We start from the raw sequence: 13,735 nt of genomic DNA on the forward strand, positions 1-13,735 counted from the left end.
ATAACTAATAACTAGTACGTGCCCGAGCCCGTGCCCGTGCCCGGGTTTTAATGGGCATAGTTCACTATTTTTCGGTGGGCTGTTTCAAGATCAAAGTTTATCATTTAATTCTTTAAACCGGACTCGGGCTCGGGCACGCTCACGGACTCGTATTAGTTCTTTGTTTTTTGCCCGGTACGAAGTAGAAAAAGATATTTGCATAAGCAAAACCATTCGGATAACATTTGGTCAAAGTTCACTATTAATATGTAAAATTTTGGATTATAAGGATGTTTGAATTTTTTACTTCTGCTATCAAAATCGCAACCAATGCCTCAGCTGGCTTCAGTTTGATAACTGATGCTATCAATGATCTCCGGGCAACCATCATGAAAATCGAAGGGAAACCGTGGTCTAGCGTTATTCCTGCTAATGCAAGTCAAGATAATTACGATAAAATTGTATTTTACGCAATTGCTAGCGCTATCGAATTATTCCCAAAATCGATGATAGGGCTTTTAAATACCGATTCGGAACAGCTAAAAGCACTTCTTGAAAAAATCGGTGAAGATAGGGTCCCCCAAATAAATAGTGAGAAAACCTACCAGATGGGGATTGCTATCCTCCAATTTTCTAAAGTGCTTGAAGAACAAGCTGTCAATGAAATCGTCGATGCCCTTGTTCAAGCGGGCAAACTAGATAGAGCGACCCTTAAAACCAAACTCGAACTGTTAAAAAATCGCATTAACTACTACGAATTTATAAAGCTTTGCCACTCCTATGATCATCATCAAACAAACAATCTCTTGGAACGCATACGCAAAACCAATGATCCAGACGTCGCTATGGAGCTTTATAGAGAAGTCTCAAGTCATGAACAGATACTTATGGCAAATGATCAAGCCTTTGCTAATTTTCACGATTTCATTCAAGCACACCCCTCTGACACACTAACAGAAAGCGCACAATATTTTTTTTTAAGTAAAAGCAAGATTGCTAAATTTATCCAACAGTGCAAATTGGCTCTTTCTGATAAAAATGGTTCTCTTGGGAGCATGCTAAGCAAAAAAGATATTGAGCTTGAACTTGAATCGCTTGAAAAACAAGAAGTAATCGCATTGGAGCTGTATCGAAAAGCCAATCAAGATCTCATTCAAGTTAAACAAGCCAATAATAGTGGTTTTGAAGCCAAGCCTAATTTACCTTCTTTATTACAGTATTCATCCAGCCAGTTAGTAGAACAACGTCAAGCCCTACATAACAACATGGTGAATGCTTGCTCATTTTTTGAGAACCTCCTCATTGATTTAGCAAAGCTTAGTAATTCTCCTATCCAATTATCGCAGGCAACTAGACGCGACTTAATATACTATCTATCTCTCGACGAAAATGAAGACATTCCCGCTCCCGGATGGAAACAGTTGAGGAAATATTTAGACCATTTTCTAGATGAAGGCGAGAATTATGCAAACAGTTTGTTATACCAATTTAAATATCACGCTTATCATTATATTTCTGATGTAGAGTCAACGGATATTGATTATTTAAAAGATATCGTTAAAGACAAATTATCCCTATATCGTTCACAATTGGGACAGATGCCAACAACCTCTCCATTGAGCCTTCTGAAAGCCAGTGAGTTTCTTAAGCTATCGCACCTGGATCAAGCAATCACATACCAACAAAAACAACCATTACGCCAAGCTATTTATTCTTCTATAATGAAAGCTTTGTTTTGCCAACTTGATTATGAGCTATTGCTTCAACAAAAATATATTCTATTATTGAACCATAACGTAGCCAACAAGCTGGCGTTAGAAACCAGTGTAAGAAAAAGCATCCGAGAATTGGATAAGTCTAAGAGTCTATCCATCGATGATTCGATTGGTTTGATTGATGAGGCGATTCAAACTTATGGCACCATTCAACCAATCGAATCGGGCCATAACTCAAGTATTCCAATACTGCTCAAATCGTTAGAGGAAAAGGAACTCGATCTGCGCAAGTTGTGCAAGTCTATTCAAGAGCTTATCCAAGCAGATGATACCGATATTTTGCATCATCAATATCAGAGCCAGGCCATAGAATATCAAACTTCTGTGCAAGAAAAAGCGGATGCTATAAAGCACATAAATACAAGGGTTCAACAAAGCCTTGATAACAAAACCTATAGCTTATCGATCGAACCATTTATCATAGAATGCCTCCAAGCCATCGTTAATGATTTCGAGAAAGCAACGTTAACAAGAACGATGCAAATCAAGACTAAACAGAAACTAACCGAACTAATCACATCATTTACAATTAAATTCGACCAACTCCATCTTAAGGAAGACAACCCTATTTCGGATAATTCAAATAATCATGAAACAAACGCACTTGCTCTGTTAAAACAACGCCTTGATGCCATCCAAGTGATACCCCCAAAACAAAATCTCTCAAAACAGACCAGCCAAATTTTTCAAAATTTGCCAGTTAATCAGCGTTATTTTGGCAGTGTGGAGGCAAAGTATGGCGGTATTTTTGCGGATTATCTTCACCAGCGCGCGGCAAAATATGCTATTAAAGATATTTTGAGAAATATCCTAGCCGTTTTCTTAGGCTGTTTTGGCTATCAAACCGACCAAAGCCAACGTGAACAATACGTTGCCCAGTTATCGAATATAACACAAGCTTTAGTCGCTAATCCTGGCGACCCTGATTGTAAAAGTCATTTGCAAGCAAAAATTCAGTATGGGCTTACCCATTTCCCCCCTCGCGTTAAACCAGAGCAACCAGGCTACGAACTCAGCTTGCATGCGCTTTTAACCCAATTTGAGCAGGAGATAAAACCGTTAATGGTTAATACAGAAATTGCTGCAGCACAAACCTTAGCCACCCATGCCTAATGCACTTGCATTTTAAAAGCAGGTATTGCATGCTTTGACACACGTGTTAGCTATAGGAAATCCAACCTTGTTTAGTCATTTTATCCATTCATTGCGTTGCGCTTTTTGTCGATGTTATTTATGTCGTTTGCCAATCGATAATCAACACGCCATTTGCACACGCTGCCAACGTTATTTCGAGCAAATTAATCAAGCATGTCGACGATGTGCTATGCCCATGCAAACTTCCTCAGATACGTTATGTGGCCAATGCCAACCGTCTCAGGGCTATATTGATAACGCGCATATTTTTTGGCGATACACCCCACCCTTAACTGGCTTAATCCATGATTTCAAATATCATAATCAATTATTTTTAGCACCCTTCTTAGCCCACTGCATGCAGCGCCATCTCCCCCAACCTTTAACAGACATTGACTATTTGATCCCAATGCCAATACATCGCAAACGTTTACGCAGCCGTGGGTTTAATCAAACAAGTTTATTAGCAAAGGCCTTAAGTAAACAAACGGGGATACCCATGAACCAAACGCTTTGCCAACGCATCGTTTTTCATAGTCCGCAAGCGCTATTGAACCAAACAAGCAGACAAAGCAATATTAAAAATGCATTCCGCTCTAAACCAGCCGATCAATTAAATCTTGTCATTATCGATGATATTATGACAACCGGAGCCACAGCGAATGCATTGGCGAAGGAGTTGAAAAGGCAAGGTGCTAGTCGGGTTGATTTATGGTGTATCGCAAGACAATATTAGAAAATCCATTTAGTTAGAACAAATGGGGTAATTAAGGAATGATAAATCATAAACATTGCCTCGTAACTGAAACATTCGATCGCCAAATACTTGTCTACGTTAAGGATTACAATGAGGACAATAACTTTGTTCAGCAAATTCTTTCCCATCTTCACGCTTGTTATAGGTCTTATATTCACACTTAAGACAACTTAGAACCTGATTTTTATAGAGTCCCGTTTGTGTGCCACAATAACTACAGTTTAGAAATCCTTGCGTTGAAACTTCCCCAAACCCTGGCGTTTGACAATGTGGGCAACGTTGTTGAATGCGCTTAACTAATTTTTTAGCCAAAATGCCAATAACCTGCATCCTAAGTGGGTTCATCATGGCTCGCATGTCTGTTTCAAGGCGAATAATGCTACTGTAGTCGAATGCTTTTCTAATAATTTCTTTAAGACGAGTGTATTCTTGAATGCCCTTTTCAATCATTTCATTTTCTGAATCAAGAGTTCGAACTATCATCCCGTGACTGGGGAACTTTACGGTTTTGAGAAAGCCCTCGAAATTATCGTTAGCGCGAATATCGATATGATTAAAATTTGTCTTTGTGGTTAACTCATACTCCATAATAATTAAATCATTTTCTAAATCGATAAATGCCATGAGCTCTGTATCTGCAGGACAAAAGTAAATTTGAGGGTGAGGCCCAAAACTGCCTTCACTGGATATGCAATATTGATATGCATAAGCTTGTGCCGCTTTTTTAGCCTTTAAAATTAATGTTTCATATGCTGAAGCAGTTCTTGGAATTTCTCCTGAAAAGGTTCCAAACTGATCCGTATCGTAATCATCTGGAACATGAATATGACAACCTAGGTTTTGTTCAAAGGGAGGTTTAATCACTTTTTCTTTTTCATGCTTTGTGGCTAATAATACTTTTTTATCTTTATAGTACATGTCGATACTCCCTGCATTGATTTTTTGAGTTACGAAAAATAGTCAACTCTTGCAACAGAAACATCTGATACAAACATCACACCCGAGTTTTTTTGAAATAATGTTTTCATCCCAAAGGCAATCGATGCAATTGCGTCTTCTGGCGCAACAGCAATGAACATCACAAAGGATTCTTTATCATTGAATATGGCTGATCCCTCATGAAACCCACTATGGCCTTTTCCAGAAATATTTTTTATTAACGTAAATCCCGTAATATTTGCTTTTTCAATCATGGCTGCCACCACATGTTCATTCTCACTAGGTACCACCAATTCAATTTTTTTCATTGGATGCAGCGTAATACTCATATCCTTTTTATCTAAGACCTGAATGATGTTCATTGAGCACTCCTTTTATTGAATTAATTGCCAAGTATTGTTTTTTTCTAAACAAAAAAACTGATTGCTTTGAGGATCAATTACGGCTATATGCACCCATTGATTAAAAAATAGCGTTTTTAGGAGATGGTGCTTTGCAATTATCTCAGTTACCATCGCTCGAGGAGCGTAGACGATAGTTAATAGCCGCTGTGGCTCATGATAAGGTATGTCGTCATGGGACATGACTGATTGCAAAGGCAATCCATGCATTAAATCGCTCGCATTTCCCTGCATAACCCCAATTTTTCCAGTGATGTTATGCGTGATTTTGCTCCCACTGCCATAAGCCGCATTATCAATGGTTGAAAATAAGTATTGAGCATTTATCCATTGGGCAACCACCATAGGTGCGGTCAAAATGGTTTCAAGTAATTGCCCCTCTTTATCCTGGCGCCAATCGTATGAATGTAAAAAGCAACGGCCTTCAAGGTTAATGTCTTTCGTCAACTGCCTAGGCGCAACAATAAATCCTGCATTACGCGCAAGGCCCCATTCGGGTCGAGTTTCGGACCAATCTGCGCTTCGACGATCAATATTACTTTCAGAATTTTCAAATGCATTTAAGTCGCACGCTCTTTGCAAGTTATTATTTCTCTTTGCCAATTTTAGATCCGCTTGAAGTTGCTCCAATCTGCTTTGGTGAATGCTTTGACTATGATTTGGAGGATAAATAGTTACTTCATCGGTCGTCGTATCATGCTGAGCTCCATAAAATTGGGTATCAGAGGGAATATTGATTGCATTTTTTGCTAATGCCTGTCTGACTATTTCCTTGTTAAGAATAAAAGCGAGTAATTGTGCATTTTTCCCTCCTTGATTGCCTCCACACGCGCCACAATCCAGCGCAGAAGCATAAGGGTTATTCTGGGTTGAACTGCCATGCCCGCAGAAAATGACAAGTTTCGCGAAATTATCAGTCAATGCCATTAACCGCAATGCCATTTCAGCATAGGTTATTTGCTCTTCAAGCGACATTCCACTGTCTGTATCAACCCTATCTAATTCAAAATCTTGTTTGCCTTGAATTGGAGGACATATCATATGATTAAAATCTCTCGTGATCCGTCGATAGAAGCGCGGGGTGAACGATTTTAAGAACATATTAATCCCGCACCAAACCCCTAATGACTCGACTAGCGCAAAAGGTGTTGAAAAATTATACTTTAATTGCTGATAAGCCTGCCTTATAAGCGTTTTAAATTTTTTTCCTTGCTTATGACGCGCCAGGTAATGCTCATTTGCAGCAATTGGTTTTTCAACAATATGGAAGCGGGGCTTTAATAATACGGGGCAAGAGTCCTTTATTTTTTCACTATCATAGTCTTTAATACTAACCGGTAATCCAAAAAATCCTGCAAAACCTAATGTCTCATAATTGCCTAATTTTTCTATGGAGCGTCTAAAGGGCTCGGAACGAACATCAATACAAAATACCATTTGTACCTCAGCCCTTTCTATTTTCGCATTGACCTTTTTTAACTCAGGCAAAAGCTTCTTAAAAAGCCATTGCCTGTAATTATCTTCATTGTTTTTTATTAACTGAATAATTTCTTGGTGATCAAACTCAAAAAATTTTTTTTTTCTATCGCTGCGTCTGGCCATAATAAACAGGTAATAACGAGTCGTATTGCTAGGAAATCAGTGAGACAAATTGGATTTTCTTCACTTTTTTTGTCAGCTTTCCAATCGCTCATCCATTTGATGTAACCAGCCCAACCAGGTAAGTGCGACAAGGTATCCTTAAGAAATTCCTCATGGTTTTCAGCGGATACACTCAGTTTATCAAGGCACGCAACGATTGCATCTTCAGCACAAGTTGGCAGGCTGGATAACCATTGCTTCGATGATATATTATTTTGGTGTAGCGTGCTGTCAAACTGAGCTAGCTTTAAAAATCCGATATATAACCCCTTGTCACGATGAGGTATTTCAATCGTGCCTTGTCCAATGTCGAGAAAACTGCCACACCATTTAATCATATGCCAATTTACTTTTTCTAAATTTTCGTTGAATAATGCGTCCTTTTTTGCTGTTTTCTTTTGTGCTAAAGCCTGTTCAAATGGCATTGTTTCAAACCCATGTAGTGGATTACAGGCAATGAAATTTTCAAGCGGCCAGACAGGTGCAATTTCTTTCGATGCATTATCAACAATTGCTCTTATAGCGACGCGTTGATTTTCAATTTTATAATTGACTGATTGCGTTTTTTTACTATTTGATAACTTTGGTTTGATTGCTGCCGAGTGGTTCATTTTGAGACTCCTCATTAGTAGTTATACGTATTTCGATTTGCCGTGATTGTTTTAGGGTGAGGCATGCTTGCGTTAAGCATTTTAATATAAAACCAATCCCATAATTTTTTATCGGTTATTTTTTGATAGATCCCTAAGCTAAAAAGAATCCATAGAGAAAAGAAAACAACGAGTGTTGATAGTTGTAAGATGCTTAATTGTTGCTGGTCATCAGTCATAAGATTCGGCAGAAGCATTTCGATAACATGAATGCTTGTCCCATAAAAGTTACCACTGATAAAAACTAATATTAAAGCCAATGTGATTCTTTTAAATGATCTTTCTTCTGCAATAATGCTAAGCATTAGCTGGGTCCCTGTCATAAAAACAAAGCCTAAAAGAAATGTAGTCGTCTGGGTTGATAGGATTGGTTTGCCTGTCATCAGAGCAAACCCATACATTCCAATAAATCCGCCAACAAATGATGTTAACAGTGATTTTACTGTGGGATGTGGGCTATTCATTATTTGTTGTTGATGAATAGCCGACCCTGAGTTTAGAAAAAGGTAGGACTTAAACAAACCATGCCAACAAAGATGAGTAATGGCCGCAGAAAAAAGACCTAGACCGCATTGCATCATCATAAAGCCCATTTGCGCCATCGTTGAACAAGCAAGCATGCTTTTAATATTCCATTGCATGAGCTTCCATACCGTTCCCAACAAAGCAGTCAATGCACCAAAGATAAAAAGAACAGTTAATAAGTCACGTTGGGTTGTCAAAAGTGGAGAAAATTTAACAATTAAAAATCCTCCTCCATTGACTAATCCTGCATGCATCAGAGCCGATACGGGTGTAGGGGAATTCAAAGAGCTTAAAAGCCAACGATGAAATGGCCAAATGGCTGATTGAGTCATTGCTGTCAAAATGATGAGGCCCAATGAAAATAAGATAGTTAAAGAGGAAGAAATGCCATTGTCATACACTACCTTTTGAATTGAGAAAGAACCCGTGAATGTATAGAGAAAAAATATTGCTGTTAATAGAAACAGGCTTCCTAACAGGTGTGTTTTAAATGCAAGAACGCCTGAGTTGTAGGCTGCTTTCCATTGGGCTTTATGAATCATAAGGGATGCTAAAAACACGTTACTGGCAGTCCAGGAGACCCAGAATAAAACGAGATTGTCTGCTAAGGCCATTGAAATGGTGCTTAGTGTAATCGCTGAAAGGTTAAAAAAATAACGTCGATAAATTTTATCACCATGCATATATCTTAATGAAAAGCGATGTATAATGAAGCTAATGAATAATATCAATGTCGTTAGCAATAAGCTTAATGTGTTGGCGTTAAATAACATCGAATTACTTCGGCTTATTGGATCCTCTAATGAATAAGTTAATGCGATAAAACTCGCTATAAACCCTATTCCCATCAACCCTGTCCCGAACTGAGTCGCAATAATGACTCTCCGCCTTCCAAGAAGAAAATAGCTAGACATTGCTAAAATAGGCATTACAAAAAAGGATATTGATAATATAGTTACCATGTTATACACACTCTTTCTCCATTAGGGAATCTATTTATATTGCATGAATATATAAGACATGCTAATATAAGTAAAATTAAAAATATTAATCTTATTTATTAGAATTTCTTATGTCTCTAGATACCATAACCTTGCAATGCTTTTTAGCTGTTGCTGAAACACGCAGCTTTACTAAAGCTGCTCAACGCGTTGGTCGAACGCAATCAGCAATTAGTCAACAAATTGCTAAATTGGAAAATCTTGTTGAAAAGCCACTGCTAAATCGTGGAAAAGAGCTTTCATTAACGACAGATGGCGAAATATTTTTTGGCTATGCTAAAAGAATTTATGAATTACACCGAGAGTCCCTTGACCGATTTAAGGAACCTGAATTACAAGGGGAATTACGGTTTGGGTTGCCTGAAGACTTTGCCAGCATAATCTTATCTGATGTGCTGGTTGAGTTCTCCAGAATGCACCCGCGCGTATTACTAAACGTGGAATGTGATTTAACACTCAATCTTTTAGAACGATTTAATGAAAAAAAGTTGGATTTAATACTGATTAAGACCAATGAACAGCAGATTTCGTCGAAATCTGTCCATGTTTGTTCTGAACCGGTTGAATGGGTGGGGAAAAGGGAATTGATGCCTTCATTGAGTCATAATAGCTCAATTCCATTAGTCCTTTCCCCTTCGCCTTGTGTTTATAGACATAATGCCATTGAAACATTGGATAAAGCACATATCAATTGGCGTCCTGTTTATAGCAGCGCAAGTTACACGGGTAAAATGGCAGCTGTTCAGGCGGGATTGGGAATAACAGCGATTCAAAGGAGCATGATTCCAAACTATTTGGAAAGGCTAGATAGTGATATACTTCCAATTTTAAATGATATTCATGTTTTTTTACTAAAAAATAGCGAAACGAATAAGGCAATTGAATCACTTCAATATTTTATTTTACAAAAATTACAAAAGTAAAAATTCATTTATTAGGGACCAAAGGGATACATAAGGAATGCGTAATAATACACTTAACTCCATCACTGATGTATTAGATCGTCAAACACTTTTATCCATTATGATGCTGAGTGTGCTTATTAGTATACTTTCTTTAAGTATACCGATAGCAGCACAGACACTTGTCAATTTAATCGCATTTGGTAAATTGTTACAGCCAGTCATCACATTAAGTATCATGGTATTTATTTTCATGATTGCCTTAGGTGCGCTCAACGTATGGCAAATAGTGGTTGTCGAGGTCGTTCAACAAAAACTTATGGTCAAGGTTAGCTTAAACTTAACAAAACACTTTACCCATTTATCGCTAGACAATTTTTCAACCCATCACGGTCCAGAATTGGTTAACCGATTTTTTGAAGTCGTTACTATCAAAAAATCGTTAGCAAGCCTATTGCTGTATGGCATCAATCTGGGTTTACAACTCTTTTTTGGGTTGTTACTAATTTTGATATACCATCCACTTTTCCTCGTGTTTGATATATTCATCATAATCGGCATCCTTCTTATCATTTTTATCCCCTATAAAACAGCCCTGAGCAGCGCAAAACAGGAGTGTTATGAAAAACACGCAGTAGGCGCATGGCTTGAGGAAATATTGATCAATCGATATTTGTTCCGCTTTAATTTATATAACCGTTATGTTACACAACAAACGGATAGAAAATTAGTTGCTTTCTTGAAAGCAAGAAATACGCACTTTAAGCAACTCATCAAACATCAAATCGGCTTTTATACCTTATCAGCACTAGCAAGCAGCCTGTTATTAGGGTTAGGAGGCTATCTAGTGATTAATAACCAGTTAAGCTTAGGACAGTTAGTTGCATCAGAAATTGTTCTGGGCGCTCTTATTTATTCCTTCAAACGATTTGGCGTCCTTTTAGAAAATTACTACGATTTAATTGCTTCAGAAAATAAAATAGACTCTGTACTTAATTTGCCTGTGGAAAAAATAAAAGATGAAGCGCATGGGGAGTTTCTCATCCCTATAAATGATATATCCATTGAGTTAGACAATACATTAAGAGCAACAGTCAATGCCCAAAACCCGCTGTTAATTATTTCTGAGCAATCCGATAAATGCCGTATGTTTGTTGATCAATTATTTGGCTTTCAACAAGCATCCGCTCTTAATATCACAATAAATGGCATCCCTTGTTCTAAAGACAATTTATTTCCGCTTCGCCGCTTTAGTTTATTAATCGCAAAACCCGAATGGTTTTCAGGCAGCATTTTCGACAATTTAGTCCTCAATCACCGGAATGTATCGCTCAAGGTCATCATAGAGCAATTAAAGCTGGCGGGTCTTGCAGATAAAATTTTGAACTTACCTGATGGTATTCACACAATGCTTCATGAATGGAAAGATATGTTTACGTCTGTTGAAATCACCAAACTGATGATAATAAGGTGCCTAATTGCCCAACCTGAACTGATTGTTATTGACCGCATATTTGATTCCTTCAATGCCCAGGAAGTAATCGAGATGCTTGCATTGTTATCAGGCTTACACACCCAATTGTTAATCGTACTCAGTCAACGCTCCGACTTTATCCCATTGACCAACACCCTGGTAATTCCAAAATGAAACTTCATGCATACTCAATGATAAGAAAATTGCCCAAGCCACAAAAAATAGCAAAAATCACTTCGCTTATCTTGGTTATCATCATTCTTTTTTTAAGTTTTACTCCATGGCAACAATTTGCACTTGGCAATGGGAAGGTAATCGCGTTCTCACCAACCGAAAGAAAGCATATGGTCAATTCGCCCATTAATGGAAGAATAAAAAAGTGGTACGTTGATGAAGGTATGCACGTTAAACCAGGCGATCCAATTGTCGATATCAGTGACAATGATCCTGAACTACTATCTCGCCTTTTATTAGAAAAAAAGGCTGTTTTACTGCGAATAAAAGCAGCCAAACAAGCAATTATTGCAGGCAAAGCCAATGTGGATAGGCAGAAGAAGTTATACGACCAAGGAATCAATTCAAAAAGGCAATATGAACTCGCACAAATTGAATATGCAAAATACCAAAATGAGCTAGCACAGGCTAACATTGATAAAGTAAATATTGATGTCCGTATTGCTCGGCAACAAACTCAAATCATCAAAGCCCACGTGGCTGGAACAATATTTAGGCGTTTGACAGGCCAGGAAAGTGTGGTTGTCAGTGCGGGTGACGAATTAGCCCAAATTATCCCTGATACGGAATCACGCGCTGTTGAGCTTTGGATAGATGGAAATGACATCCCTTTTGTTCGACTCCAACAAAAAGCACGTCTTCAATTTGAAGGATGGCCGGCTATTCAATTTCGAGGATGGCCTGAAATAGCGGTTGGAACGTTTGGCGGGATTGTCTCATTTATCGATCCAACTGATAATGGTTTTGGTTCTTTTCGGGTCGTTATCGTGCCTGATGAACCATGGCCAAGCCCACGTTTCCTTAGACAAGGAGTGCAAGTACATGGTTGGGTTCAATTAGGCCAAGTTCCTCTATGGTATGAAATTTGGCGACAATTTAATGGCTTTCCACCTGAAAGTGATCGTGAGAATAATGCATTATGATTGTATTGTCATCATACCAAAAAATTTTAGCTTGTTTACTTCTGTTAATTATATTTCCTCTCGATTGTATTTCGAAATCTAATAGCACGTTAGTCGTTGATCAGGTGATAAACAGCATCAATCGTTGCTATCCGCAAGTATTAATCGCTCGTCTTGAGATAACTAAATCTGAAGGCGAATTTGTGAAGGCTTTGGGTAAGTTTGATCCTAACTTTGATATCAATACTCAGTCTCAACCGGTTGGAGGGTATATTAATAATTATGCAGATGCGCTATTTAATGTACCAACTTTTTACAATGGTGTTCAGTTGTTTGCAGGATATCGAATTGGCAGAGGAGATTGGCCAATTTATTACCAAAACTATCTGACTAACTCGGGTGGTGAATATCGTGCTGGAATTTCCATGCCTTTGCTACGCAATAGAGAAATTGATAAAGATCGAACCAATGTCTTAACCAAAGAACAATCCATACAAATGAAACAACATGATGCCGCTTCAATAAAAATTCAAATTTATCAAGATGGCATAAAAGCTTATTGGCAATGGGTTGAAGCCGGCTTACAATTAAGAACGTTAAATCATTTGTTGAAATTAGCGAAAAAAAGACAAAATGCTATTGTTCAGCAAGCGCAACAAGGGGCATTACCTAAATTAGCGATAGCAGAAAATTTACAGATTATTTTAAAACGGGAACAGCTAGTCAATCAGGGAAAACTGGTCTTCACTCAGGCAGGAATTAATCTTTCCCTTTTTTACCGAGACAACAAGGGCCATCCGTTGAGGGCAGAAGAGACTCAACTCCCAGAGGCATTTCCCACGCCAACCATTCGTCCAAGTCAAATACTATCTCAATTAAAACATCACCCTGCTTTATGTAAGCTACATAATTATTCAAACATAGTTAAATTAAAACAAAAATTAGCAAAAAATGAGCTTCTTCCCTACTTAGATGCAACCGCCTATACATTTAAGCAAAATGGTACTGGAGGCTACCCCTTATTGCTTCCTCAAGGGGCCATGATAGGAGTAAACTTAAAATTTCCTATCTTTCAACGTGAAGCAAGAGGTAAGTTAATTAGCACTACCAGCGAATTACACCAGGTTCGTGCTCAAAAAAAATTGACCTATGAACAATTGCGCAATCAAATCAATAACCTTCTAGTGGCTATAAAAATCTATAAGCAACAAGTGGTCTTACTGAAAAGAGAACTCATGTTAGCAAGACAAGTTGAAAATGGTGAAACTAAAAAGTTTTACGCCGGGGATAGCACCTTATTTCTTGTAAATCAACGCGAACAAACCTCAGCCCAAGTCAAGTTAAATTGGATAAATGCTAGAGTAAATCTTAGCGAAAGTATCGACTTGGCAAGATTTTTTCTTCCTAAAGCTGAAAAATAA

The 13,735-nt window shown here is 38.0% G+C and carries 11 protein-coding genes; 6 read left to right on the plus strand and 5 right to left on the minus strand.

Going from position 1 to position 13,735, the window contains the following annotated elements:
- The first annotated feature begins 269 nt into the window (after positions 1-269).
- Both AB3348_RS02690 and AB3348_RS02695 read left to right on the plus strand, forming a co-directional pair.
- Entirely contained in the window at positions 270-2,867 is a 2,598-nt protein-coding gene (locus AB3348_RS02690) for a hypothetical protein (RefSeq protein WP_367606004.1), read from the plus strand.
- Between the two features lie 34 nt (positions 2,868-2,901).
- On the plus strand, positions 2,902-3,624 hold the full coding sequence (locus tag AB3348_RS02695) for a ComF family protein (protein ID WP_367606005.1): 723 nt from the start codon (positions 2,902-2,904) through the stop codon (positions 3,622-3,624).
- 99 nt (positions 3,625-3,723) lie between these two features.
- On the opposite strand, the gene AB3348_RS02700 is transcribed toward AB3348_RS02695, so the two are convergent.
- The 5 genes from AB3348_RS02700 to AB3348_RS02720 are packed head-to-tail and all read right to left on the minus strand — an operon-like array spanning position 3,724 to position 8,763.
- Positions 3,724-4,563, minus strand: a complete 840-nt coding sequence (locus AB3348_RS02700) for a DUF6671 family protein (protein ID WP_367606006.1) — start codon at positions 4,561-4,563, stop codon at positions 3,724-3,726.
- 29 nt (positions 4,564-4,592) lie between these two features.
- A complete protein-coding gene (locus AB3348_RS02705) occupies positions 4,593-4,946 on the minus strand; it encodes a P-II family nitrogen regulator (protein WP_367606007.1) in 354 nt (117 codons plus the stop codon).
- A gap of 12 nt (positions 4,947-4,958) precedes the next feature.
- Positions 4,959-6,587, minus strand: coding sequence for a putative inorganic carbon transporter subunit DabA (locus tag AB3348_RS02710; RefSeq protein WP_367606008.1), 1,629 nt, complete (start codon positions 6,585-6,587; stop codon positions 4,959-4,961).
- Positions 6,521-7,237 (minus strand): putative inorganic carbon transporter subunit DabA, encoded by a 717-nt coding sequence (locus tag AB3348_RS02715; RefSeq protein ID WP_367606009.1) that lies wholly within the window; start codon positions 7,235-7,237, stop codon positions 6,521-6,523. Before AB3348_RS02715 ends, AB3348_RS02710 begins: the two co-directional genes overlap by 67 nt.
- A gap of 14 nt (positions 7,238-7,251) precedes the next feature.
- Positions 7,252-8,763, minus strand: a complete 1,512-nt coding sequence (locus AB3348_RS02720) for a proton-conducting transporter membrane subunit (RefSeq protein ID WP_367606010.1) — start codon at positions 8,761-8,763, stop codon at positions 7,252-7,254.
- Between the two features lie 110 nt (positions 8,764-8,873).
- Between AB3348_RS02720 and AB3348_RS02725 the strand changes: the two genes are divergently transcribed.
- The 4 genes from AB3348_RS02725 to AB3348_RS02740 are packed head-to-tail and all read left to right on the plus strand — an operon-like array spanning position 8,874 to position 13,735.
- Positions 8,874-9,725 carry a LysR substrate-binding domain-containing protein gene (locus AB3348_RS02725; RefSeq protein WP_367606011.1) on the plus strand — a complete coding sequence of 284 codons (852 nt, stop codon included), beginning with the start codon at positions 8,874-8,876 and terminating at the stop codon, positions 9,723-9,725.
- Between the two features lie 37 nt (positions 9,726-9,762).
- Positions 9,763-11,352 carry an ABC transporter transmembrane domain-containing protein gene (locus AB3348_RS02730; protein ID WP_367606012.1) on the plus strand — a complete coding sequence of 530 codons (1,590 nt, stop codon included), beginning with the start codon at positions 9,763-9,765 and terminating at the stop codon, positions 11,350-11,352.
- Positions 11,349-12,335 carry an efflux RND transporter periplasmic adaptor subunit gene (locus AB3348_RS02735; RefSeq protein WP_367606013.1) on the plus strand — a complete coding sequence of 329 codons (987 nt, stop codon included), beginning with the start codon at positions 11,349-11,351 and terminating at the stop codon, positions 12,333-12,335. The genes AB3348_RS02730 and AB3348_RS02735 overlap by 4 nt, the downstream gene beginning before the upstream one ends.
- Positions 12,332-13,735, plus strand: coding sequence for a TolC family protein (locus tag AB3348_RS02740; protein ID WP_367606014.1), 1,404 nt, complete (start codon positions 12,332-12,334; stop codon positions 13,733-13,735). The genes AB3348_RS02735 and AB3348_RS02740 overlap by 4 nt, the downstream gene beginning before the upstream one ends.

Source organism: Legionella sp. W05-934-2, assembly GCF_964199965.1.
GTDB lineage: Bacteria > Pseudomonadota > Gammaproteobacteria > Legionellales > Legionellaceae > JAFIFT01.

Coding starts and splice junctions, on each gene's coding strand:
- AB3348_RS02690 (WP_367606004.1), top strand. CDS start 270: ATGTTTGAATTTTTTACTTCTGCTATCAAAATCGCAACCAATGCCTCA.
- AB3348_RS02700 (WP_367606006.1), bottom strand. CDS start 4,563: ATGTACTATAAAGATAAAAAAGTATTATTAGCCACAAAGCATGAAAAA.
- AB3348_RS02705 (WP_367606007.1), bottom strand. CDS start 4,946: ATGAACATCATTCAGGTCTTAGATAAAAAGGATATGAGTATTACGCTG.
- AB3348_RS02710 (WP_367606008.1), bottom strand. CDS start 6,587: ATGGCCAGACGCAGCGATAGAAAAAAAAAATTTTTTGAGTTTGATCAC.
- AB3348_RS02715 (WP_367606009.1), bottom strand. CDS start 7,237: ATGAACCACTCGGCAGCAATCAAACCAAAGTTATCAAATAGTAAAAAA.
- AB3348_RS02720 (WP_367606010.1), bottom strand. CDS start 8,763: ATGGTAACTATATTATCAATATCCTTTTTTGTAATGCCTATTTTAGCA.
- AB3348_RS02725 (WP_367606011.1), top strand. CDS start 8,874: ATGTCTCTAGATACCATAACCTTGCAATGCTTTTTAGCTGTTGCTGAA.
- AB3348_RS02730 (WP_367606012.1), top strand. CDS start 9,763: ATGCGTAATAATACACTTAACTCCATCACTGATGTATTAGATCGTCAA.
- AB3348_RS02735 (WP_367606013.1), top strand. CDS start 11,349: ATGAAACTTCATGCATACTCAATGATAAGAAAATTGCCCAAGCCACAA.
- AB3348_RS02740 (WP_367606014.1), top strand. CDS start 12,332: ATGATTGTATTGTCATCATACCAAAAAATTTTAGCTTGTTTACTTCTG.